General features: G+C 39.1%; 20 protein-coding genes. 12 read left to right on the top strand and 8 right to left on the bottom strand.

Going from position 1 to position 24537, the window contains the following annotated elements; genetic code table 11:
- The first annotated feature begins 61 nt into the window (after nt 1-61).
- Nucleotides 62-1174 carry a sensor histidine kinase gene (locus tag A9P82_RS05265; protein ID WP_066204971.1) on the top strand — a complete coding sequence of 371 codons (1113 nt, stop codon included), beginning with the start codon at nt 62-64 and terminating at the stop codon, nt 1172-1174.
- Nucleotides 1149-1838: a LytR/AlgR family response regulator transcription factor gene (locus tag A9P82_RS05260; protein ID WP_066204968.1), complete on the top strand. Its 690-nt coding sequence runs from the start codon at nt 1149-1151 to the stop codon at nt 1836-1838. The genes A9P82_RS05265 and A9P82_RS05260 overlap by 26 nt, the downstream gene beginning before the upstream one ends.
- A gap of 89 nt (nt 1839-1927) precedes the next feature.
- On the opposite strand, the gene A9P82_RS05255 is transcribed toward A9P82_RS05260, so the two are convergent.
- Nucleotides 1928-3139, bottom strand: a complete 1212-nt coding sequence (locus A9P82_RS05255) for a hypothetical protein (RefSeq protein WP_066204965.1) — start codon at nt 3137-3139, stop codon at nt 1928-1930.
- 270 nt (nt 3140-3409) lie between these two features.
- On the opposite strand from A9P82_RS05255, the gene gyrA reads away from it, so the two are divergent.
- The 9 genes from gyrA (at nt 3410) to thrC (ending at nt 17381) form a co-directional block, all read left to right on the top strand.
- Nucleotides 3410-6094, top strand: a complete 2685-nt coding sequence (gene gyrA, locus A9P82_RS05250; protein ID WP_066204962.1) for a DNA gyrase subunit A — start codon at nt 3410-3412, stop codon at nt 6092-6094.
- Between the two features lie 11 nt (nt 6095-6105).
- Nucleotides 6106-7473 carry a hypothetical protein gene (locus A9P82_RS05245; RefSeq protein ID WP_156522606.1) on the top strand — a complete coding sequence of 456 codons (1368 nt, stop codon included), beginning with the start codon at nt 6106-6108 and terminating at the stop codon, nt 7471-7473.
- Between the two features lie 202 nt (nt 7474-7675).
- Complete coding sequence (locus tag A9P82_RS05240) at nt 7676-8284, top strand: hypothetical protein (RefSeq protein WP_066204956.1); 609 nt, start codon at nt 7676-7678, stop codon at nt 8282-8284.
- Between the two features lie 101 nt (nt 8285-8385).
- Nucleotides 8386-8970: a DUF3109 family protein gene (locus A9P82_RS05235; protein WP_066204953.1), complete on the top strand. Its 585-nt coding sequence runs from the start codon at nt 8386-8388 to the stop codon at nt 8968-8970.
- A gap of 11 nt (nt 8971-8981) precedes the next feature.
- Complete coding sequence (locus A9P82_RS05230) at nt 8982-9581, top strand: TrmH family RNA methyltransferase (protein WP_066204950.1); 600 nt, start codon at nt 8982-8984, stop codon at nt 9579-9581.
- A 495-nt stretch (nt 9582-10076) separates the two neighbouring features.
- Nucleotides 10077-12518: a bifunctional aspartate kinase/homoserine dehydrogenase I gene (gene thrA, locus A9P82_RS05225; protein WP_066204948.1), complete on the top strand. Its 2442-nt coding sequence runs from the start codon at nt 10077-10079 to the stop codon at nt 12516-12518.
- 74 nt (nt 12519-12592) lie between these two features.
- Nucleotides 12593-14962: an ABC transporter permease gene (locus tag A9P82_RS05220; protein ID WP_066204946.1), complete on the top strand. Its 2370-nt coding sequence runs from the start codon at nt 12593-12595 to the stop codon at nt 14960-14962.
- Nucleotides 14963-14991: 29 nt separating this feature from the next.
- Nucleotides 14992-15909, top strand: coding sequence for a homoserine kinase (locus A9P82_RS05215; protein WP_066204944.1), 918 nt, complete (start codon nt 14992-14994; stop codon nt 15907-15909).
- 176 nt (nt 15910-16085) lie between these two features.
- Nucleotides 16086-17381 (top strand): threonine synthase, encoded by a 1296-nt coding sequence (gene thrC / locus A9P82_RS05210; protein ID WP_066204942.1) that lies wholly within the window; start codon nt 16086-16088, stop codon nt 17379-17381.
- A 6-nt stretch (nt 17382-17387) separates the two neighbouring features.
- Here thrC and A9P82_RS05205 read toward each other — a convergent pair whose 3' ends face one another.
- Together A9P82_RS05205 and A9P82_RS05200 are read right to left on the bottom strand one after the other, a co-directional pair.
- Entirely contained in the window at nt 17388-18434 is a 1047-nt protein-coding gene (locus tag A9P82_RS05205) for an inorganic phosphate transporter (RefSeq protein WP_066204939.1), read from the bottom strand.
- A 41-nt stretch (nt 18435-18475) separates the two neighbouring features.
- A complete protein-coding gene (locus tag A9P82_RS05200; RefSeq protein WP_066204937.1) occupies nt 18476-19126 on the bottom strand; it encodes a DUF47 domain-containing protein in 651 nt (216 codons plus the stop codon).
- Between the two features lie 234 nt (nt 19127-19360).
- Here A9P82_RS05200 and trhO point away from each other — a divergent pair, with 234 nt between their 5' ends.
- Nucleotides 19361-20413, top strand: a complete 1053-nt coding sequence (gene trhO, locus A9P82_RS05195; protein ID WP_066204935.1) for an oxygen-dependent tRNA uridine(34) hydroxylase TrhO — start codon at nt 19361-19363, stop codon at nt 20411-20413.
- 37 nt (nt 20414-20450) lie between these two features.
- Here the strand turns inward: trhO and A9P82_RS05190 are convergent, their stop codons facing one another.
- The 5 genes from A9P82_RS05190 to A9P82_RS15370 form a co-directional block, all read right to left on the bottom strand.
- Nucleotides 20451-21221 (bottom strand): AMP nucleosidase, encoded by a 771-nt coding sequence (locus A9P82_RS05190; RefSeq protein WP_066204932.1) that lies wholly within the window; start codon nt 21219-21221, stop codon nt 20451-20453.
- Between the two features lie 38 nt (nt 21222-21259).
- Nucleotides 21260-22252 carry an LLM class flavin-dependent oxidoreductase gene (locus tag A9P82_RS05185; RefSeq protein WP_066204928.1) on the bottom strand — a complete coding sequence of 331 codons (993 nt, stop codon included), beginning with the start codon at nt 22250-22252 and terminating at the stop codon, nt 21260-21262.
- A gap of 154 nt (nt 22253-22406) precedes the next feature.
- Nucleotides 22407-23315 (bottom strand): AEC family transporter, encoded by a 909-nt coding sequence (locus A9P82_RS05180; RefSeq protein ID WP_066204925.1) that lies wholly within the window; start codon nt 23313-23315, stop codon nt 22407-22409.
- A gap of 99 nt (nt 23316-23414) precedes the next feature.
- Nucleotides 23415-24272, bottom strand: coding sequence for a helix-turn-helix domain-containing protein (locus tag A9P82_RS05175; protein WP_066204923.1), 858 nt, complete (start codon nt 24270-24272; stop codon nt 23415-23417).
- A 62-nt stretch (nt 24273-24334) separates the two neighbouring features.
- Entirely contained in the window at nt 24335-24490 is a 156-nt protein-coding gene (locus A9P82_RS15370; RefSeq protein WP_156522605.1) for a hypothetical protein, read from the bottom strand.
- Nucleotides 24491-24537 lie beyond the last annotated feature (47 nt).

Raw genomic sequence — 24537 nt, 5'->3', positions numbered from 1 at the left:
ACAGATGGTTTCATCGAATAGAAATGCTCATATTTTTATTTGAGATACTTTTATATTCGTAATGAAAAATGAAATTCAGATAAAGGATAAAAGTAAGTTCCCGCTTGTGTACGAAATTGTTGTTTGGTTGTTGTATGTGTCTATGTTTAAATATTCATATTATATTGACTTGGTTAATTTTCGTGATACACAATCTGATTTACCGCACCCTCAAATTATATTCTATGTCATTGCACTATCCTTGTATTGGCTGTTGTATTATCGTCTTGTAATTCCTTTTCTGTTAAGAAAGAGAAGCTATTGGTTGATATTGGCAGCAGCATTTTTGTTTGTAATTATTTTATCGTTGCCGAATAATTTTATTGTAAGTTACGTCTTTGAGCATTTCGGTTTTGATAAAGTATTGCAGGAATTTTATCAAAAGCAACATTGGTTTTACGGTTTGCGATTGAAACAATTTTCAGGCTGGGATTTGGAAATATTACTGCCAGATTTAATTGCATTCAGTTCGATTGCATTTCTGCGTTATGCTTTTGAAAATGAATACAACAAACGGCAATTGCAACAACACAATTTTGAATTGCAATTAAACGCTTTGCGCGCACAGTTGAATCCGCATTTTTTGTTCAATACTTTAAACAGCATTTACGGAATGAGTTTATTGAACAATGAAGAAACGCCGCAATACATTTTGCGTATGTCCGATATGATGCGTTATGTTTTGTATGAAAGTAATGACGAAAAAGTACCGCTTGAAAAAGAAGTTGCATTTATCGAAAATTATTTGCTCATGGAAAGCAAACGATATGAAAATATTACGCTTACATTTTCTTCTGATAATGTAGATGAAACAACTGAAATTGCGCCATTGATTTTGTTGCCTTTTGCAGAAAACGCCATTAAACATGGTGCGCATCATATAAATGAAAAAGCTGTTGTTAATTGTAAAGTTGTTTTGAATAACGATAAATTATTTTTCAGATTGGAAAATGATGTTTCGCCTGAAAGTAAGTCGGAATCAGCATTTGGAGGAGTTGGTATTGAAAATGTAAAAGCAAGGTTGGAATTGTATTATGCAGGAAAATACGATTTGAAAATTTCGGATAAAGAAAATGTTTACGTTGTTGATTTATCAATTGAATTAAGCCATGATCAAATGTATTGTTGTCGATGACGAGCTCATTGCTCATCAGATTTTGGAGAAATATATTTTGAAATGCGAGAGTCTTGCATTGATTGGTCATTGCCGCAATGCAATGGAAGCATTGGCGATGCTGGAAGCGCATGAAGTAGATTTGATTTTTCTCGATATTCAAATGCCGTTGATTAGCGGGTTAACTTTTTTAAAGAACCTGAATAATCCGCCGCAAATTATTTTCACGACTGCGTTTCAGGATTATGCGCTGCAAGGTTTTGAATTGAATGCAGTCGATTATTTGCTTAAGCCTTTTTCTTATGAAAGGTTTTTAAAAGCTGTCGGCAAAGCTGAAAAATTATTGGAAAACAGAAGTGCCGAGAAAAGTGATGAAAATTATTTTATCATAGAAAGCAATTCTGTTGCAGTAAAACTTCTTTATAAAGATATTTTGTACATCGAAGCGCTTGGCGACTATATGAAAATTTATACCCCCGAAAAATTTTATCTGCAACACACAACACTAAAATTGTTGGAAGAACAATTGCCGAACGATAAATTTATCCGTGTTCATAAATCATACATTGTTGCTATCGGGAAAATAAAGATGATTGCGAAAGACGAACTCATTCTTTCAAATGATATTCATGTTCCAATAGGTCAATCTCATAAAGAAAAACTGAATGAGGTTTTCAGAAAGTAAAAGATACAACTGAATGACAAAATCAATTTGTTTGCCACAAAGGAAGATATTGCCAACCTGTGATTGTTGCCATAGTAAATTTTGTAAAATCATTTCCCCATCAAATAAACGCTATCTCCGCTTATCAGGGAAACTTTGTAAGTAATGTTGGTAGCTTTTTTCTCATTAGGGACTTTGACTGATGCGGTTTTTCCTGTGCCAATATTTTCTGCCTGCAAAGTCTCGCCGCGTATGATTTTGCCATCTGCATCGGTATAAGACACATCGATGATGGCAATGTTTAAAGGTTGGTCGCTGATGTTTTTTACATTTATTTTAATGTTTTTTACTTCCTTGTCCGGCGTTTTGTTCAGCGACAGCGTTACATAATCCGAAATAAACTTTTGTTTAGCCACAGGTTTCTTCTCAACAGGTTTTACGGCAGCTATTCCGGTGTTGTGGGGTGCGATTGCGGGAGTGCTATTTTCGGTAATTTTAGTTTCAATCTTCGGAATCTTTTTTCTGCCGGCATCTTCGGAATCTATCGCGATGTTAGCTCTTGCGGTACGAGATAATGTATCCTTTTTTGCTTTTATGACAGAGTCTTTTTTTACAATAGTCATAGCGCTGTCTTTGACGTGTTTGACAGACGCCATTGTAATTGTTTTTTCCGATTTGTGTGTAGAGGTAGTAGCAAAAGGTTTTTTGATTGTGCTGTCTGCGGTAACCGGCGTTTGTACAATTGCAGTAGGCGCCGCATCGTCCGATGTCATTTTTTTATAGCCGAACCACACGCCCGCACCAATGCCGCCAATGATAAGCAACGGGAGAACTAATTCTTTCGTTATGCTGGAGTTGTTATCTCTTCCTGCTGCCTTTGAAGGTTTGGGTGCGACAGTTTTTTTGCGCTCTGTTTTTTCAAGACGCGGCGCACTGTCTATGTGATGTACCAGCGGTTTTGCTGCTGTGTGATGCGTTTCTTTTTCAGGCGTTTTTTTATCGTTTACGGTCAGGTCGTTTGCTCTTTTTTTAGGAACGGCAGAGGGCGTTCGTTTGAAAGGCGAGTTGACGGGCGGTGTAGGTTGTTGCATAGGTGGTTCAGGTTCTTTTTTTATTTCAATCAATTCCTTGTTCGCGGTTATTTTGAATTTGGGTTTTGGCGCATAAGCCAGCGCATCTTTAAACTCTGCAAAGCTTGCTGCCGCGCGCCATTCATTGCTGTCGGCTGTCCTGAGTTGGTCGGTATGCAGAATGCCTTGCTGCAACAATGCTTCCCTCGTAAAAGGGCCCGTTACAATATTGTTTCGCAATAAATGATACACGGAATTCCGCTTATTTATTTTGTGCTAAAAGTAAGGAATTATCAAGATTTCTGAACGTGCCCTATGCAGATAAATTTTGGCTGTGGTAGCCGAAATGGATCCCGGACGTATTGATTTTTAGCAATAATGCTGCCATTCTTTTTATAAAAGAAAATCCAATTATTTTTTTTCGTTATTTTATTGTTTATGTGTCGGTGTTTTTGCAGGTAAATGCGTATTTTTGAGACCTTGTGTATCCCACACAGATATTTTGTATTTTTTTTAAATTTTATGGAAGAAAACAATAGCAATCTCACTCCGGAAGAGACAGGCGATATAGACAGAATTTTGCCCGTGAGTATCGAAACAGAAATGAAAACCGCTTACATCGATTATTCGATGAGCGTGATTGTAGGGCGTGCATTGCCCGATGTACGCGATGGGTTTAAACCGGTGCATCGCCGCGTGTTGTACGGGATGAATGAACTCGGAAATAACAGTAACAAACCTTATAAGAAAGCGGCGCGTATTGTGGGCGAAGTGATGGGTAAATATCATCCTCACGGCGACTCCTCGATTTATTTTACCATCGTACGTATGGCGCAGGATTTTACCATGCGCTATCCGCTGGTGGACGGTCAAGGTAACTTTGGTAACCAGGACGGCGACCCGCCGGCGGCCATGCGTTATACCGAAGTTCGTTTGGAAAAAATTGCCGAAGCCATGCTGGAAGACATCGAAAAAGATACGGTGGATTTTCAACTCAACTTCGACGATTCTCTGGAAGAACCTGCCGTGCTGCCCACGCGTATTCCGCAGCTTTTATTGAACGGATCGAGCGGTATTGCCGTAGGTATGGCAACGAATATGATGCCGCACAACCTGAGCGAAGTAATCGACGGCTGTATTGCTTATATCGATAATAAAGAAATAACAGTTGAAGAATTGATGCGCCATGTGAAAGCGCCGGATTTTCCAACGGGCGGTATTATTTTCGGTATGGATGGCGTGCGTCAGGCAATGCTTACCGGTCGCGGTCGAGTAATGGTGCGCGGAAAATGTCATATAGAAACTGAGAAGTCGGGCAAAGAAAAAATTATTATCACAGAAGTGCCGTATCAGGTCGGTCTGGATGCTTTAACGGATAAAATAGGACAGCTCGCTTCCAACAAGATTGTTGATGGTATTTCTTATGTAAACAACGAAAGCAGCAAGCGCGAAGGCATTCGCATTGTAGTGGAACTCAAGCGTGATGCGGTTTCCAGTGTTGTTATTAATCAATTGTACAAATATTCCGAGCTGCAAACCAGCTTTGGAATCAACAATGTTGCCATTTGTAAAGGGCGTCCGCGCACGCTGAACCTGAAACAGCTTATCCAGGAATTTATCGAGTTCAGAATGGAGGTAATTACGCGACGTACGAGATTTGAATTGCGAAAAGCACAAGAGCGTGAGCATCTGTTAAAAGGCTATCTGATAGCCTTGGATAATATTGATGAAGTCATCAGTATCATTCGTGCATCGGCTAATCCGGAAGCTGCAAAAGAAAATTTGGTGGCTGCGCAGTTCCGGCTAAAAAATTCTCAAATTATCCGGTTGCTTGGCGAAGAAACAGCCAACGAATTTCTGGACGAAGTACAGGCGAAAGCTATTCTTGAGATGCGCTTGCAGCGTTTAACCGGAATGGAACGCGATAAGATTCGCGATGAATATCTGGAACTGATGAAAACCATTGAACGTCTGAAACAATTGCTGGCAGATGAAGGCTTGCGTTATGATGTAATCAAAACCGAATTACTCGAAATAAAAACAAAATTCGGCGATGAACGTAAAAGCAGTATTGAGTACAACGCAGACGATATCAGCATCGAAGATTTGATTGAAGAAGAAGATGTGGTAGTTACTATTTCGCACCTCGGTTATATCAAACGTACGCCGGTTTCGGAATACCGGCAGCAGCGTCGCGGCGGTCGCGGCGGCAAAGGCGTGGCTACCCGCGAAGAGGATTATGTGGAGCATTTGTTTGTACCTTCTACACATGATACTATGATGTTCTTTACGGAGAAAGGACGTTTGTTTTGGCTGAAGGTTTATGAAATTCCTGAAGGAGAAAAGAACACTAAAGGTCGTGCAGTTCAAAACCTGATTCAGATTCCGGGCGATGATAAAGTGAGAACGATTATCAATGTGAAGAAGCTCACGGATGAAGAGTATGTTAAAAATCATTTTATCGTTTTGTGTACACGCAAAGGAATTATTAAAAAAACGGCGTTGCAGGATTTCAGCCGTCCGCGGGCAACAGGCGTAAATGCGATTACCATTAATGAAGGCGACCAGCTTTTGGAAGCTATCGTAACAGACGGAAACAGCGAAATAATGCTTGCCGTAAAAAGTGGTCGTGCTATTCGTTTTCCCGAAGAAAAAGTTCGTCCGACCGGGCGCGGCGCTATCGGTGTTACAGGAATTGAGGTCGATGATGAAACAGATGAAGTAATCGGTATGATTTCTGTAAATAAAAATGATAAAGAAAAAACCGTACTCGTTGTAAGCGAAAAAGGTTATGGCAAACGAACTCCATTAACCGATGAAGATGGAGAAGATGTTTACCGCATTACCAATCGCGGCGGTAAAGGAGTGAAGACAATTAATATAACGGAAAAAACCGGCAAACTCGTCGGCATATTGGATGTAACTGAAAAGCAGGACTTAATTATCACTTGTAAATCGGGCATTACGTTACGTACAGGCGTTGCAAGCATTAAAGAAGCGGGACGAAATACGCAAGGTGTAATTTTGATGAGGCTTGACAATGGCGACGAAATTGCGGCAATATCTAAAATTGAAGAACAGGAAGATGAAGATGCAGCAGGCGAGGATGAGGCTATATCATCAACAGAGAATAATAACTTGCCGGAACAAACAAGTAATGATGATAATACGCTTCCTGACAATGAATCTCAATCAATTAATAATTAAAAATAATAACAATGAAAAAGGTCTTATTTTCTATGTTGCTTGCCGGTTCCATATCGGCGGTATTTGCACAAAAAAAGGACAAACCGGTAAAGTATGACAATAGTGAATTACAAAAGTATCTTGTCCTTAAAAATTATGTACAGGCTAAAGATTACATTGATAAAGTTCTTCAAAATCCGAAGGAGCAGGATAATAAAGAAGCGCTTACATACAAGGCTTTTATTTATTCTCAGTTAGCTTACGATTCGGCTACAAAGGCAAATTATCCGGATGGAATTAGCATTGCAGACAATGTGTTGAAACAATTGCAACAATCGACCGATACGGCTCAGTTCAACAAATTGATGCGTCAAAATCAAGGCATAAACGCTGTATCGGCAGTATATGCAGATGCTTTCAATAAGGGAAAAGAAGAATTTGCCAAAAGCCAGTGGGACAGCGCTTATGTTAATTTCCGCGAATCATCGCATTGGTCCGGCTATATTCTTCAGAATGGATTTAGTACCAATCCGGACAGAAACGCAATAGACACATTTCCGGTTTTGTACACAGGCTTTTCGGCTCAAAATGCCGCCGGGTTTGACGCAGAATCTGGCAGTTTCAAAAATCCGGCTATGGCAGATTCGGCGATGTCTATTTATACAGCCCTCGCCGACAGAGGAATCGCAATTCCGGATATGGCAGCCATGTACCAATTCATGATTCAATATTATCAGACAAAAAAAGATAATGCCAATACAGACAAGTACCTTGCTATTGCAAAGCAACATTATCCTGATAAGAATGATTTGTGGGAACAATTGGAAACAAATGCGATGACAGCCGGTGGCGATGTACAAAGTATTATAGATAATTATAAGCAAAAAGATGCCGCTGGCGATATGTCGGAAGACCAGTATGCGCAGATTGCAAATAGCTTGGCTAATGCAGAAAAAAAAGTAACAGATTCTGCTTTATTCATTCAGGTTAACAATACTGCCATAGATGCTTATGAAAAGGCTTTTGCTAAGAATCCGCAAGGGTTATATGCTTACAATGCCGGCGTATTGAATTATAGTATGTTTTTGAAATTGGACGATGAATATTATGCCAGTAGGGGCGAAGGCGCCGCACTGAAAGCTAAAAGAGCATCTATTGAAAAACAACAAGCTCCGTATGCCGATAGCTCAGCTTATTGGTTCGAAAAAGCGTATAGCATTTTATCTGCAAAAACCAATAGAGAGAAAATTGAAACTATTTCAGGTAATAATGCGGTAAAATCGCTTGAGAGTATCTATGGCTGGAAAGCCGGAAAAGCGCAAGGGCACGATGCTGCCGCTTTTGATAAATATGACGCATTGAGTAAAAAGTATGGTAATCTGGAAGGGTCGTTGAAATAACTTTTATAAGTTGTTTGAGACAAAAGCGGGAAGCATTTAAATGCTTCCCGCTTTTGTCTTATCAGAGGTTTTGTTAAGGTTAATTAAAATTAGTTTTCTTCAATAATTATATTAAACTTCGGTACACTTATTATCGTCTTATATATGTATTGGTTATTTAGAAAGAATTGGCTTTATCATTTAATAACTAAAAATACTTAAAATGAAAAAGATAATATTTACAGCAGCAGTCGCATTCATTGCATCTCTAACGATAAATTCCGTATCTGCACAAAGCCGTCATTATGAAGGACGCGGACATATAAAAAACAGTTCGGCACATACTTATACAAGCAGCAGAAGAGTGGCTGCGTATAACAATCATAATAATAGCCATTATAACTATAATAATCGTTCAAACAATAATCATTATTATAATAATAACCATAACTATGGTAGTGTAGCGCATGTTTCGCATTACTACAATAATCGTCGCCCTGTATTTGCAGGCAGAAGAAGAGTAGTCGTTCCTTGGGGCGCAGCACATCGTTACGCTTATGCTCGTCCGGTTTATTTTCCTGCGTATCATTTGTATTACGACCCTTACCGTTGCGGTTATACTTATTGGAGCGGCGGACGTTGGTTGTTTTCAGTAGCGCTTCCTTCAATTTTTGCAGGAATTAATTTAGCCGCAGCAAACATGGCGTATCTGGATAATGTTCCGCAGGCTGCTTATTATCCTGATGGATATAATGATGGTTATTATGCTCAACCCGTTGCGCCTGTAGTTGCAGCACCCGGAGTGAGCTTAAATATACATATTGGTTTATAGAGTTGGATTTTTGATAATTGTGTTTAAACAGAAGCCTCTGTAAAGAGGCTTTTGTTTTGCTTGTATTTTAAAGTTTATCTTTGCCGCATAACTATTCATAAATGATTGTAATCGACAATATTTTAATCAGCGACGAAGTGATTAGCGAACAATTTGTTTGCGACCTTAGCAAATGCAAAGGTGGTTGCTGTGAAGACGGCGATGCTGGCGCTCCTTTGGAAGATAAAGAACTGAAAGAACTTGAAAATAATTATGAAGTCGTGAAGCCATACATGACCAAAAGTGGTATTGCCGAAATAGAAAAGCAGGGACTGTATGTACACGACAGATATTTCGGGTGGGTAACGCCTACGATTGATAATAAAATTTGCGCTTACGGTTATCGCGACGAAAAAGGCATTATCAAATGCGCGATTGAACAAGCGTATAACGATGGAAAACTCGGTTGGAAAAAACCCATTAGTTGTCATTTGTTTCCGATAAAAATTCAGCAAAGCCAAATTGATGAAGATTTGGAATATGTAAACTACGAACCGCGCGAAGACTTATGCGCCTCCGCGTGTAAATTGGGAAAATCACTGAAAGTACCGGCTTACCAATTCCTGAAGGAAGCGATTGTACGCAAATATGGCGAAGCATTTTATGAAAGCCTCGATGCAACCGCCGAACATTTAAAAAATAGCTGATTATTGTTGCAATGACTTCCGAACGAAAAGATAAACTAACCCGTGTACTGAATCATCGTCAAACTGATATTGCCGTTGTATTTGAAAATGTGGAAGACCCGCACAATATTTCAGCTGTGCTGAGAACCTGCGAATCGGTTGGCATTCAGGACGTGTATATTCTCAATCACACGATTCCGCCGCATCCGAAATTCGGGAAAGAACTTGGCACGCGAAGCAGCAGCAGCGCATGGAAATGGGTCTCGATTCATTATTTCGAAAATCTGCAAGAATGTATTTCTTCGTTGAAAAATGAAAACTTTACATTGATGGCAACACATCTTTCTGCTGCTGCAGTTGATTTGTACGAAATAGATTTTACACAAAAAATCGCTTTGATCTTCGGCAACGAACGCAAAGGCGTAACTGAAGAAATGCTGCAACATTGCGATGGGAATTTCATTGTTCCGCAGGTTGGAATTATTCAGAGTTTAAATATTTCTGTCGCCTGCGCTATCAGTATTTATGAGGCTTTCAGGCAAAAAAGACTTGCCGGACATTATGAAAAAACACGCTTGCAGAATGAACGATTAGTCGAACTGAAAAATGAATGGGGCTTGAAAGAAGATTAAAAACCTATTTAAAATTCGGAATAATTATAATCACATAGAAACATAGCTTTTATGTAGAAGATGACGGTAGAGAAAGACAAAGCTGCACAATAGATTTTCATCGAAGATGAAAATACTATGATTTTCAACCTGTTTAAATAAGAGATGTATTTCCACTTTCTATGCTTCGATTATATTTCTATGTTGCTATGTGGTTAAATATTATTATCGCAGTTTCATCTAATATTGAAATTGTTTTAATTTTAAACAAGCTCTAAATTTTTTTACAAGAATATTTTTTTATATAAAATCACTTCCCTACTTTAGCTCTGCAATTAAGCAATGAATAATCGCAGCATAAATATTATCTCCACTTCTTCAGTAGTTCTTCGCGGGACTATTGCTACGATTATTATTACAACCCTGTAAAGGGTTAAACATTGCACATATCATCCTCCGGGCTTTATGCCGTTTTTTACAGATTCTCTGTTTTATTTTTATCATTAAACAATTCTTATGCGCGTTCTCAAATTTGGCGGTTCGTCCGTCGCCAACGCTGAAAATATCAAAAAAGTTAAAAGCATTATTTCATCGGATAATGACAAAAAAATTGTGGTTGTATCTGCCATGAGCGGTGTTACAAACCAATTGCTCGAGATAGGCATCGCAGCTTCAAATGCCGATGAATCCTATAAAAATATTATTCAGCAGTTATTGGATTATCATTTAAACGAAGTCAGGCATTTGTTGCCTGTTACCAATCAAAGCGCGTGTTTGAGTTTGGTAATGCAACTCTTCAACGACTTGGAAGATATTGCGGAAAGTGTTTTTCGTTTGCAGGAATTTTCGCCTGCAACAAAAGATAAGATTTTAAGTTTCGGGGAAATTTTATCCACCAAAATTATCACTGCCTATTTTCAATCGGAAAATATTGCGCATCGATTAATAGATGTGCGCGAAGTGATAAAAACCAATTCAAAGTTTGGCAATGCCGAAGTAAATTTCAATATCACTAATCAGTTAGTTGTTGATAACGTAAAAAATAGTAAACAACCTATTTTGCTCGTTCCGGGATTTATTGCTTCAAACAAATCGGGACAAACTACAACTTTAGGTCGCGGTGGTTCGGATTATACGGCGGCAATTTTTGCAGCAGCAACCAAGGCTGACGCTTTGGAAATATGGACAGATGTTCCCGGCATGATGACCGCCGACCCGCGTTGGGTAAGCAACGCAAAACCCATAGCACACTTGTCTTACAGAGAAGCGATGGAACTTTCGCACTTTGGTGCGAAGGTTATTTATCCGCCCACGATTATTCCGGCAATGGATGCAAATATTCCTATTAAAATCAAAAATACGTTTGCGCCTTACGAAGCAGGAACGTTGATTGACGAAGGCGAAAAAAGAGAAGCTGCGGAAATAGTTACAGGTATTTCGAGCATTACAAATATTGCGTTGTTAAGTCTTGAAGGAAGCGGAATGGTAGGCGTGCCCGGTATTTCAAAAGTTTTGTTTGCTGCATTGGCAGCTGCGCAAATCAACGTGATATTGATTACACAAAGTTCTTCCGAGCATTCGATTTGCGTAGCGATTAACGCGAATGATTTGGATAAAGCCAAAGAAACTTTGGAGGAAGCTTTCCGTGATGATATTCTTGCAAAAAGAGTAGAGCCTGTAAAAGAAGAACAGCAACTTTCTATTATTGCACTTGTTGGCGATAAAATGAAAAGCCATCCCGGAATCAGCGGAAAAATGTTTTCTGTTTTCGGGAGAAACGGTATCAATATTCGTGCGATTGCGCAAGGCAGTTCAGAAAAAAATATTTCTGCCGTCATTGCTTTTGACGATGTGAAAAAAGCGGTGAATGTACTGCACGAAGCCTTTTTTGAAAAAGTATATAAGCAGCTGAATGTGTTTATTGCAGGAACGGGAAATGTCGGAAGCCGCTTGCTTGCGCAACTGAACCAGCAAAAAGATTTTCTGTTGAATAATCTTAATCTGCAATTGAGAATTGCAGGATTAGCAAACAGCCGCAAGATGTTGTTTTCCGATAACGGCGGTATTCATTTGGATAATTGGCAAAATAATTTGCAAAATGCACAGCAATATGATTTGAAAAATTTTATTAACGAAGTTATTAGTCGTAACCTGAGAAACTCAGTATTGGTCGATGTTACAGCCGATGCAAACTTGGCAAAGACGTATCATTTATTGTTGGAAAAAAGTATTTTCGTTGTGGCTTGTAACAAAGTTGCGTGTTCGTCTTCTTACGATTATTATAAACAATTAAAATCTTTGTCGAAAGAATTTAATGCGCAGTTTTTCTTTGAAACCAACGTGGGCGCGGGTTTGCCCGTGATTGGAACGTTGAACGATTTATTAAGAAGCGGCGACGAAATTGTAAAAATTCAAGCCGTACTTTCAGGAACATTGAATTTTGTTTTTAATAATTATGACGGAAAAACAACATTCGCAGAAATTGTGAAACAAGCGCAGGATGCGGGTTACACCGAACCTGACCCGCGTTTGGATTTGGGCGGAACAGATGTAATGCGCAAGATTATGATACTCGCACGTGAAGCGGGAAATGCTGTAAGCATGGAAGATATTGCAAACACACAATTCCTGCCTGTGTCATGTTTTGAAGGAGGCGTAGATGATTTTTATAAAGAATTGGCGAAGCACGAAAATCATTTTAAAACATTGTATGAAAATGCCGCGAAGAAAAATTGCAAGCTGAAATATGTGGCAAGCTTTGAAAACGGCAAAGCATCTGTGGGTTTACAGGAAGTGAATGAACAATCGGATTATTATCATCTTTATGGGAAAGATAATATCGTGTTGTTTTACACAAAGCGTTATCCCGAACAACCTTTGGTTATCAAAGGTGCAGGCGCGGGTGCAGATGTTACAGCAAGCGGCGTTTTTGCAGATTTGATTAAAGCAGTTTCGTAAAGAGAATAGAAGAAGTTAGAAGAAATTCAAAATATTTTCAAAATTATTATATTGTCATCATCAAATTGAAAACTATGTTCAAGCATTATTTTAAAACCGCGTGGCGTAATCTTCGAGTAAATAAGTTTTATAGCGCGCTTAATATTACAGGACTTGCAATTGGCTTGGCAACAGGTATTATGTTGTTGCTTTGGGTGCAGAATGAATTTAGCTATGATAAGTTTAATAAAAATGTAAATGATGTTTATAGAATAAATTCTCTTTTCAAAGGACAATCGAACGGTGTGAAAGAAATTATTTATGATGTAACGCCACCGATATTGGCGACTTACGCAAAATCGATTCCTGATGTGAAATCTGTTGTTAGAATCACGAGCGATTATGGGGCATTTTCTGCTGATAACATTGCAAAACCTTTAAATCTATCTTCAGCTTTTATTGACGATAATTTTCTTAATATTTTCAGTTATAAACTGCTGTATGGCAATCGGGAAAAACTTTTTCCAAATCCTTATTCTATTGCTGTTACGACATCCGTGGCACGAAAATTTTTTGCCACAGTAAATGTTTTAGGCAAGAGATTATTGTATAATAATCAAGTATTTGTGATAACAGCTGTATTGCAGGATTTTCCGAAAAATTCGTCTTTGCAATATGATGTATTATTACCAATGAGTTATTATGCTATTCAGTTTTCAAAAGATAACAAAGAGCCTTTAGATGCCAATGAAAACAGTTACACCATGAACACTTATGTGCTGCTGCGACCAAATGCAGACAAAGACAAAACTGCAAAAGCATTTACGAAATTGCATGAAAAAGCTACGACCGATACGAGGTTCGAGTACAAATTACAAAGTCTTAACAAGATACATTTAATTACGGCTGACGGCGACAGTAGTGCGTACAGAATGGCGCAAATATTTTTAATAATAACTGTGATGTTGTTTGTGATTGCAAGTATCAATTACATAAATCTTTCGACGGCGCGTTCCTTAATACGCGCAAAAGAAGTCGGCATTAAAAAAATTATCGGTGCAAGTAAAAAGCAATTGTTTTTTCAATTTATCATTGAAACTATTTTACTATTTGTTTTTGCAATTATCATTGCAATCGGTCTAATATTTATATTGATGCCGGTGTACAATCGCCTTTCAGGTAAAGAACTTCGTCTCGCTTTAAATAATATTCAAGTATGGAAAGCATTGGCGATTGCAGTAATTGGTACGTTATTGCTTTCAAGTATTTATCCCGCAATTGTGCTTTCTTCTTTTAAGCCTTTACAGATATTGAAAGGAAAAACAAACAAAGGGAATCGCTCCGCTATTTTAAGAAAAAGCCTTGTAGTTTTTCAGTTTGCTATTTCAGCTGCATTATTGTTTGCAACAATTGTAATAAGTAAACAAATGCATTTTGTACGCAACATGAAATTGGGTTATGATAAAACTTATGTTTTCTCTGTAACTTTTCCCGATGCAGCGATTTCGCATCTTTCGGCTATAGAAACAAAATTATCAAGTCAGAAAAGTATTGTGAATGTTGCAGCGTCCGATGCCCCTGATTTTACAAGCTTAGGAACTACAACAACAGCTATTCATTGGCAAGGCATGAATGAAAAGAACTCTGTGTTTATCTACGAAACTTCCGTTGATGAAAATTTTATTCCTACAATGAAAATTGGTTTTTTGGAAGGACATAATTTTACAGGAATGCCGATTGACAGCGCAAGCTTTATTCTGAATGAAACCGCCGTGAAGCAAATGGGATTGAAGCCACCTTATGTTGGACAAGAAATTACATTCGGCGGACATAAAGGAAATATTATTGGTATATTGAAAGATTTTAATTTTCAGTCTTTAAAAACGGCAATTGCACCGCTTATTTTTTATTCCTTCAATAAAGAAAAAAATACGCTCTATGTGCGCACAACTGCAAAAAATGCTCAAGCTGCCATTGCTGCCGTGAAAAAAGCATATCAAAAGTATGCCGATAATAACTCCACTTTTTCTTATAGTTTTTTAGATAAGCAGTTTGAAGCACAGTATCGTTCTGATATTCGCACGGGTACATTATTTACAACGTTTACAGCGATTGCCATCTTCATTTCATGTCTTGGACTATTTGGTTTAGCGACTTATACAGCAGAAGTAAAGACTAAAGAAATAGGCATTCGCAAAGTGTTGGGCGCGAGTGTTGGAAGCATTGTAAAACTCATCAGCAGAGATTTTTTAAAACTTGTTATTATCGCCATTGTTATCGCAACTCCAATTGCTTATTGGGCAATGAACAAGTGGCTGAATAATTTTGCTTACAAAACAAATATTGGCATTTTCACTTTTATCATAGCGGCTGTAACCGTGATGTTGATTGCGTTTGGAACGATTGGCTTTAAAGCCTATAAAGCTGCGCGAGCCAATCCTGTAAAGAGTTTGAAGACAGAGTGATTTAATAATTTAGAACTAATATAATTAAAATGAATTTCTGTACAGTACACGCGCCGGGAACGGTTGCAAATTTGGTTTGTGGCTTTGATATTCTTGGTTTGTGCCTCAACGAACCTGCGGATAAAATGGAAATAAAATTATTGGACGAAAGAAAAATAATTGTCCGCAGCGCAGATGGTTATCCTTTGCCCGAAGACCCTGCGTTGAACACGGCTGGCGCGCCGTTGCTTGAAATGTTGAAAGATATTGATGCGAATATTGGCTTTGAAGTTTTGATACATAAACGCATCAAACCCGGCAGCGGCGCGGGTTCCAGCGCGGCGAGCGCGGCAGGTGCAGTCGTTGGCGCAAATTATTTGTTGAACAATCGTTTTACAAAACAGCAGTTGATTCAATACGCAATGTTCGGCGAGAAAGTTGCAAGCGGCGTGAAACACGCGGATAATGTTGCGCCTTGCATTTACGGCGGCATTACGTTAATTCGCTCGATTAATCCTTTGGATATTATTCCGTTGCCCGCGCCCGATTTGTTTGTAACGCTTGTGCATCCGCAAATCGAAGTGCGCACCGCAGACGCGCGTGCAGTGCTTCGCCAACAAGTTGAATTGAAAAAAGCCATTCGCCAATGGGGAAATATTGCGGGGCTTGTCGCAGGCATTTTGCAGAATGATATTGATTTAATCGGTCGTTCATTGGAAGACCATATTATTGAACCTGTGCGAAGTATTTTAATTCCGGGTTTTGCAGAGTTGAAGAAAAAATGTTTGGATGCAGGTGCGCTCGGCGGCGGTATTTCGGGTTCTGGTCCATCTATTTTTATGTTGAGTAAAGACGAAACGACCGCACATAAAATTGAGGATGAAATGAAGCAGGTTTATACAGAACTGCAAATAGATTTTCATACTTATGTTTCTAAAATAAATAAAGACGGAGCAAGAATTGTCTGAACCATGATTTATTGGATTATAATGATTATAGGAAAATAAAATAGGACACACATGATGCAGATAATTATGATTGATTAAGATGAATACAAATCATAATTATCATAAAAAATCGGCGTTCCATTTTGTACAAAATAATTCGTGTAATTTGCTCTAATTCGTGTCATAAAAAACAAAAAATGAAATATTACAGTTTACATAAAGCCGCGCCGGACGTGGATTTCAGAGAAGCGGTCGTTAACGGACAAGCGCCGGACAAAGGTTTGTATTTTCCTGAAAGCATTCCGCAACTGCCGAAAGATTTTGTGGAACGGCTTTCTTCATTATCAAAAGAAGAAATTAGTTTTAAGGTAATGAAACCATATGTCGGCGAGAGTATTCCCGATGATGTATTGCAGAAGATTGTGAGTGAAACAATCAACTTTCCGTTTCCGTTAATTCGTGTGGATGAAAATATTTTTTCACTCGAATTGTTTCACGGACCAACGTATGCTTTCAAAGATGTTGGCGCAAGATTTATGAGCCGGTGTTTGGGTTATTTCAACCAGTCTTCATCCAAAAAAACAACAATACTTGTAGCAACTTCCGGCGATACAGGCGGTGCAGTTGCGAACGGATTTTTGGGTGTTGAAGGCGTTGAAGTAATTATTTTATATCCATCAAAAAAAGTAAGTCCTGTGCAAGAATTACAACTCACAACTTTGGGCGAAAACATTACTGCGCTTGAGGTTCAGGGAAGTTTTGACGATTGTCAGGCAATTGTGAAACAGGCATTTATTGATGAAGATTTGAAACAAAAATACCAGCTTACATCGGCAAACTCGATTAACGTTGGTCGTTGGTTACCGCAACAGTTGTATTACTTTTTTGCCTTGCAAAATTGGCAAGAAAAAGAGCCGCCTGTGATTTGTGTGCCAAGCGGAAATTTCGGAAATATTTGTGCGGGCGTTTTGGCGAATGTTTCGGGTATGCCCGTGAAACATTTTATTGCGGCTTGCAATGCCAACGATACAATTCCTTTGTTTTTAGAAACAAATAGTTATCAGCCTAAAAATTCAGTTTCGACTATTTCAAATGCAATGGACGTAGGCAATCCAAGCAATTTTGTAAGAATTTTGGAATTGTTTCATCAGCAAACGAATGATTTAAAAAAACATTTTACAGCGGTTTCTGTTTCCGATGATGAAACAAGAAAAACCATCAGCGATGTGTATGACGATGCCGGTTATTTGCTCGACCCCCATGGCGCGGTGGCTTATAAGGCGTTGAGCGATTACTTAAAAATCAATAAAAGCGATAAAGGAATTTTCTTGGAAACCGCACATCCCGTGAAGTTTCCCGATGTGATTGAAGAATTGTTACAAATCAAAATTCCTCTTCCCGAAAATGCAAAAACATTGTTTGCAAAGGAAAAACAAAGTATTTTGATAGATGCAAGTTTTGATAAAGTTAAAGATTGGATGATGAACCGGTAATATATTTTATCCCGGTAAGTGCAGCAATGAATGCAACATCCAGTACACAAGTGCGGCAACGCCTGCACTTACGGGAATCGTTAATATCCATGCCCAGATAAGATTAACCGTAACGCCCCAACGCACGGCTGACAAGCGTTTTGTTGCGCCTACGCCCATAATTGCGCCGGTTACGGTGTGTGTAGTGCTTACGGGAACGCCCAATGCCTCTGTCAAAATTAAAGTGGATGCCGATGCTGTTTCAGCCGCAACTCCTTCAATCGGCGTTACTTTGGTAATGCGCGACCCCATTGTTTTTACAATGCGCCAGCCGCCGCTCATGGTGCCTAAACCGATTGCAGTATAACAAGCAAAAGGAATCCAGTTGTTCTGCATCATAGTCTGAAGAATAGGTGCATTTTCGTTTAATGCTTGCCCGCCGTTTTTATCCAACAATAAAGCAACGGTAATTAACCCCATTACTTTTTGTGCATCATTTCCACCGTGTCCCAAACTAAAGGCTGCGGATGATAAAAGCTGCAAACGCTTAAACCATTTTTCTGCGCGGTAGGGATGCGATTTTCGTGCGACCCAGTTGATGATAATGGTTATAATAAAAGAAAGTATCATCCCGATAATGGGAGAGAGGAAAATAAACAAGACTGTTACGCCCACATTACGTAATTCCACTACGTTGATGTTGCCGCCGGTATGTGCCAAAGCGGCACCAATGAATCCGCCAATCAATGTATGTGAAGAGCTTGACGGAATGCCAAACCACCAGGTAAGCAAGTTCCAGAAAATGGCGGCGAGCAAGCCGGCAAGAATTACCGTAAGTGTTACAAATTCGGGATGGATGGTTTTTGCAACTGTGTTAGCAACTTTGTGTTCTTTGAAAACAAAATAAGCAACAAAATTCCAAAGCGCCGCCCACAATACAGCCTGAAACGGCGTAAGTACTTTTGTTGAAACTATAGTAGCTATTGAATTTGCGGAGTCGTGGAAACCGTTGATATAATCAAATACCAGCGCAAATGCAATAATTACAATCAGCAAGGTGGAAAATCCGAACATTCAATTTTGTTTTGATAAAAAAAAGAAAGAGACAGAAAGGTTTATGAATATTTGATAATAATAGACTCAACCGTATTGGCTGCATCTTCCATTTTGTCCACCACTTTTTCCAATATCTGGTACACTTCCCTTTTCTTAATCAATGCTTTTACATCCTGCTCCAGTTCAAACAATTTTTCGATGCTCAGGTCATAAATATCATCTGCCTGATTTTCGATACTGTTGATTTTGATAAGAGATTCGGTCATTTTGCGAAGATTTTTCATATCACGCAAACCGTTTACGGCGTTTTTCAATTCCAGTGTTCCTATTTCAATCAGTTCCACCATGCGTGTGATTACGGAATCATTTACAGGATTTACATTGTAGAATTGTATTTTTTTCATAGAAGCGTAGATGCAATCTGCCACATCGTCCAAAGACATTGCCAAAGCGTGAATATCTTCCCGGTCAAAAGGCGTAATGAAATTTCGGCTCAATTCCGTCATTACGCGGTGTGTACTTTCGTCGTTTCTGTGTTCAAAATCTTCCATCGATATAAGCGCAGCCGAGCGCTTGTCTCTATCGGGTTCGTTTGCCGATTTTTTCAACAATTGTCCCATTTGGTAAAGCGTTGTTGCTACATCTTCAAAAATCTCGTAGAAGAGATTATTTTTGGGCATGAAGATTTTTCCGAAGTTGTTAAATCCCATTGTTTAATGTTGAGTATGCGGCAAAAGTAAGATTTGCTTTCTTAAAAAGGTAATATTAAAATAACAATTAATCAACATTTGATTAATATTAAATGATTAAAGACAAATTATCCTTCATAAATTATCGTATTACTGTTTATCTTTGCAGCGAAATTTTGCTCATCTGAAATATGAGTCCTATTTAATCATGGAACATTTGTTTGGTAAAAACAGATGTCTAAAATTTAAAATATAATGGCAGTATTACACAACCGCGTTTCAAACGAAGTGTTGAAACAGCAGCTTATGGAAGAAACTTTCAAGAGAACTACAATAAGTTTCTACGAGTATTTCCCCATTCAAAATCCGCAGGAGTTTCGCGATTTTCTGTACAAAAATCTGAATGCGTTAAATGCGTTCGGCAGAATTTATGTGGCGAAAGAAGGTATCAACGCACAAATGAGCGTGCCGGAAGAAAACTTTGAAGCGTTTGAAAAATTTATTCATTCCATTCCTTTGTTGGAAAATTTAAGATTAAACGTTGCGGTAGATGACGATGGAAAATCTTTCTGGGTGTTGAAAATAAAAGTGCGTGAAAAGATAGTCGCAGATGGCATTTCAGACGAATCGTTTGATATGCGCAACAAAGGGAAATACGTGAACGCCGCGCAAATGAACGAAATGCTGAACGACAAAGAAACGATTGTGATTGATATGCGCAATCATTATGAATACGAAGTCGGACATTTTGTAAATGCAGTGGAAATTCCGTCCGATACTTTCCGTGACCAGCTCAACATGGCTGTTGATATGCTGAAAGATAAAGCCGAAGACAAAAATGTAGTGATGTATTGTACCGGCGGCATTCGTTGCGAAAAAGCCAGCGCATGGATGTTGCACAACGGGTTTAAAAATGTGTATCATCTCGAAGGTGGTATTATCAATTACGCGCAACAGTTAAAGAAAGAAAATCTGGAAAGTAAATTTATTGGCAAAAATTTTGTGTTTGATAATCGTCTTGGCGAACGTATTACAGACGATGTAATTGCGCGTTGCCATCAATGCGGAAAGCCTTGCGATACGCATGTGAACTGCAAAAACGACGGCTGCCATTTGCTCTTTATTCAATGCGATGAATGCGCCGCAAAGTATGATAATTGCTGCTCTGTTGAATGCAAGGAAACTTTGTCCATGCCTTTGGAACGGCAAAAAGAATTGCGCAAAGGAATCGATAAAGGACAAAATATTTTCAACAAATCGAAAGTGAGATTAAGACCGAAATTGTCGGAGTTGGGAAGGACGTTATAATAAAATATAGCCCACGATTTAAATCGTGGACTTTTTATTAATACCTCAAATGTCTTACCGTAAGCCCGTTATTGATTAACTGCTTTAAAGAATCTATGCCGATTTTCAAATGATTGTCCACATACGAAGAAGTAACTTTTTTATCGCCGGCTTCAGTTTTTACGCCCTCGGGAATCATTGGTTGGTCGCTTACAAGCAGTAATGCGCCTGTGGGAATATGATTGAAAAATCCGACGGTAAAAATGGTTGCAGTTTCCATATCCACCGCATACGCGCGAATTTTTACAAGGTAGTCTTTAAAATCGTCGTCGTGTTCCCACACGCGGCGGTTGGTGGTGTAAACCGTTCCCGTCCAGTAATCGACTTTGTAATCACGAATAGTTGTAGAGATTGCTTTCTGCAATGCAAACGCAGGCAGCGCGGGCACTTCAGGTGGAAAGTAATCGTTGGATGTTCCTTCGCCGCGAATAGCTGCAATGGGTAAAATCAAATCGCCGAGTTTGTTGCGCTTTTTCAGTCCACCGCATTTTCCTAAAAACAAAACTGCTTTCGGATTAATTGCAGACAACAAATCCATTACCGTAGCTGCACCAGGACTTCCCATCCCGAAATTGATGATTGTAATATCGCCGGCAGTCGCACATTGAAAAGGTCGGTCTTGCCCGATGATTTTTACTTTATTCCATTCGGCAAACTTTTGAACATAGTTAGAGAAATTTGTCAGTAAAATATATTCTCCGAAGTTCTTTAATTTCTCGCCTGTGTAGCGTGGCAACCAGTTTTCAACAATTTCTTGTTTAGTCTTCATAAGGATTACTTTTTACGAAGATATTGAAATTATTGAGTTTATTCTTCCATCGCTTCTTTAATCAACGAATAAGATTTATTCCTTGCATCGGCATCAAACACATTTCCGCTAATCATTACTTCATTCAAATTTAATTCCTGAATAAAGGAAGACAATTCTTTGCGAATGGTATTTTTTGAACCAATAAAACTGCAAGCTGTCATTTGTTCAACGGCAGCTTTTACAGGTTCGTTCCACAAGTAATCCAGCGAATCGACAGGCGGTTGTAATGGTCTGCGATTGTTGGTTATAATCCCAATAAATAGCTGATAAACCGATGTTGAGAGATGCGTCGCTTCTTCGTCCGTATCGGCTGCAATCGCATTGACACAAGCCATTGAATAAGGCTTATCCAAAAATTCCGACGGCTTGAAATTGTTTTGATAAATATGCATCGCCGCAGACAAATGCGCAGGCGCAAAATGCGCTGCAAATGCATACGGCAAACCCAATTCTGCCGCGAGATACGCGCTGTCGGTACTCGAACCTAAAATCCAAATGGGAACATTTGCGCCTTCGCCGGGAAACGCGCGTACTTTGGCATATTCATCGGTGTTGTAAAAAAATTGTTGCAGCTCTGCAATGTTCGCCGCAAAATCATATTCGTACCGCATATTGTTTTTGCGTAAGGCATAAGCTGTTATTTGGTCTGTGCCGGGGGCGCGTCCAAGTCCTAAATCAATTCTGTTAGGGTACAATGCTTCTAAAGTTCCAAACTGCTCTGCAATCTGCAACGGAGAATGATTGGGCAACATAATGCCGCCCGAACCGATGCGCAATGTTTTTGTTTTTCCTGCAACATGACCAATCAATACAGATGTTGCAGAGCTGGCAATATTCGGCATATTGTGATGCTCTGCCAGCCACAATCTTTCATAACCTGCTTGTTCTATGTGCTGTGCTAATTTTACTGTTCGTTCTATGGCGGTTAATGTATTGCCGCCTTGCGGAACAATTGCCAAATCCAAAGCGGATAGTTTTATATCTTTCATTCGTATACTTCTATATTGTTTTTTGATGGTCGTATGTTACTTCGCATAGTAAATCTTTCTGAAAAAAACGCTATGTTTTGTTTCATCCCTGTTTTAATTCAGACTGTAAAGATATTTCAATCAAGATAGAAGAATTAGTTAAAGAATCTATTACCTACAGAAAGACTTGTACTATCTGATACCATAACGCAGTTGTTGCCAAACCAACGATAATGCTGATGCCGATAATCAAATTGGTCAATCGTGCATTCAGTCTGTATTCTTCTGCAATAATACTTGATGTGAGCAACGTTGGCATGGCGGCTTCAAACACGCTTATCTTGGCAATATCTCCTTTCAAATGAAGCACGAGCACAAGTATAAGAACAAGCACGGGCGCCAGCAATAATTTATAAATCTGCGACATACCTATTTGATAAATTTCCTGTTGCCAGCCTTTGAATTTTAATTGTAACCCTACGGAAAAAAGCGCAAGTGGCGCAACCGTTGCAGCAAGTTTATTGAAAAACGGTTCAGTAGGCTGTAAATTGATAAAGTGTGACAGCACAAGAGAACTTACACAACCGATGAACGGCGGAAATGTAACCAGTCTTTTTAAAATAAAGCGGGCATCAGGTTTGTTTTGTTGTGAGCCGCCTTTCAATGCCGCCACGATTCCGGCGGTAGATAAAATTACAAACATCGCCTGGTCGCAAATAATAGCAATACTCAAATACTGCTCGCCAAAATAAGCCGAAATAAGCGGAAACCCGATGAAGGATGTATTGGCAAAGCCGGAAGCTATTTCGAGTGAGCTGCGCGTGCGCTGTGCGTAATGTTTGTGGCGACAGTATATTTCCATAAAAAGCCAGCTTCCCGCCCACACTATAAGAGAAGATATTGCGGGCAGCAACATTTCTTCCGACCACCGGATTTTGGGAATGTATTCAAATGAAACTGCGGGCAGCGCAATGTATAAAATCCACGTGTTGATGCTTTTGTGCGCATCGGGATGAATGGATTTGGTAGCTGTGAAAATCATACCTGCCGCGATGCAAAACGCAATCAATATAAAATTGACCATGATAACTAAAACTTTGTTTATCGGGCTGCAAAGTTCGCGCAGCTATCATTGGCAAAATTGTACTTTTAGTCAAATGAATTGTATTCTTGTGCAAGCCGTTTATAGCTTGTGATGTTCACGGTAATTCGCAGGTGTTGTGCTCATATATTTTTTGAAAAAACGGTTGAAATAGGCGGGGTCGGCGAAGCCGAGATGATAACAGATTTCTTTAATGTTCATGGACGACGAAGCAAGCAATATGCAGCTTTCCATCAGCAGGCGTTTTTGGATTAAATCGTGCATGGTAATGCCGTAAAATGTTTGCAGAACAGCGTTTAATTTGCGCGGGCTAATATTCAGTTTGTCGCTGTAGAACTGTGTTTGTTGTTGTGTTTTGAAATTTTGTTCCAGTAATGTTTTGGCTTGCTTAACGATGCTTTTCGCTTCATTGGACTGAATTGTGTTTACATTATTTTCGGCAACATACATATTGTTAGCCGTGATAAGCATGGAAGACAGATAGGTTGCAAGTAATTTTATATCGGGCGTTATTGAGTTTTGCTCTTCGATCAACAAAGGCAAAATATTTTTGTAAACCAAAATACCTTTCTCATCCAAGTCTATAAAAGGCTGCGGCGCGGTAACATCGAGCAAACCGTGTTGTTCCAAAGCGGGAAACAATTTGATGATTGCATTGTACAATACGTCGCTGAACAGAATCATCCAGCCGTCGCGTTGCAGGTCTTCCATTTTGTGGATTTGTCCGGTTCGGATAAGAAACACACGGTTTGTTTGCATTGGATAACTGATGCCGTCAATGGATTGACTGCCATGTCCTTTGGTAATCCACAGTAATTGATAGTGGTCGTGCCGATGCGGAACTTCGGATAGTTCGTGGATATACGATTTGAGAGAAATGATTTTTAGTGCCTGCCGTTCGGGAAGAATAAGCTGCTTAGGAATTTTGTCTTTAGGCATATTGTCGATAATATTCGACAGCTAAGTTAAACTGTTTGGGATAATTTAGCCGGATGAGCCTTTTAATTTGTATAATAATGATAAGAAACCTGGGCTGAACCGTGGAGACTTCTGCTGTAAATCAATTGGTTTTGCCGCTCAAATGCCCATTCCGGGCGCTTACCGAAAAGAATTTCAAATTCATTGGCATATTGTACTGCGTTCGTTACCTTTGCCACTCAAAAAATTGGGGTAGATAAAAGAATTTTTCAGCAAATAAAAATTA

It is taken from the genome of Arachidicoccus sp. BS20 (assembly GCF_001659705.1).
GTDB lineage: Bacteria > Bacteroidota > Bacteroidia > Chitinophagales > Chitinophagaceae > Arachidicoccus.
Note: the sequence above shows the minus strand (reverse complement) of the source record. Positions and strands in the feature narration are given on the sequence as shown.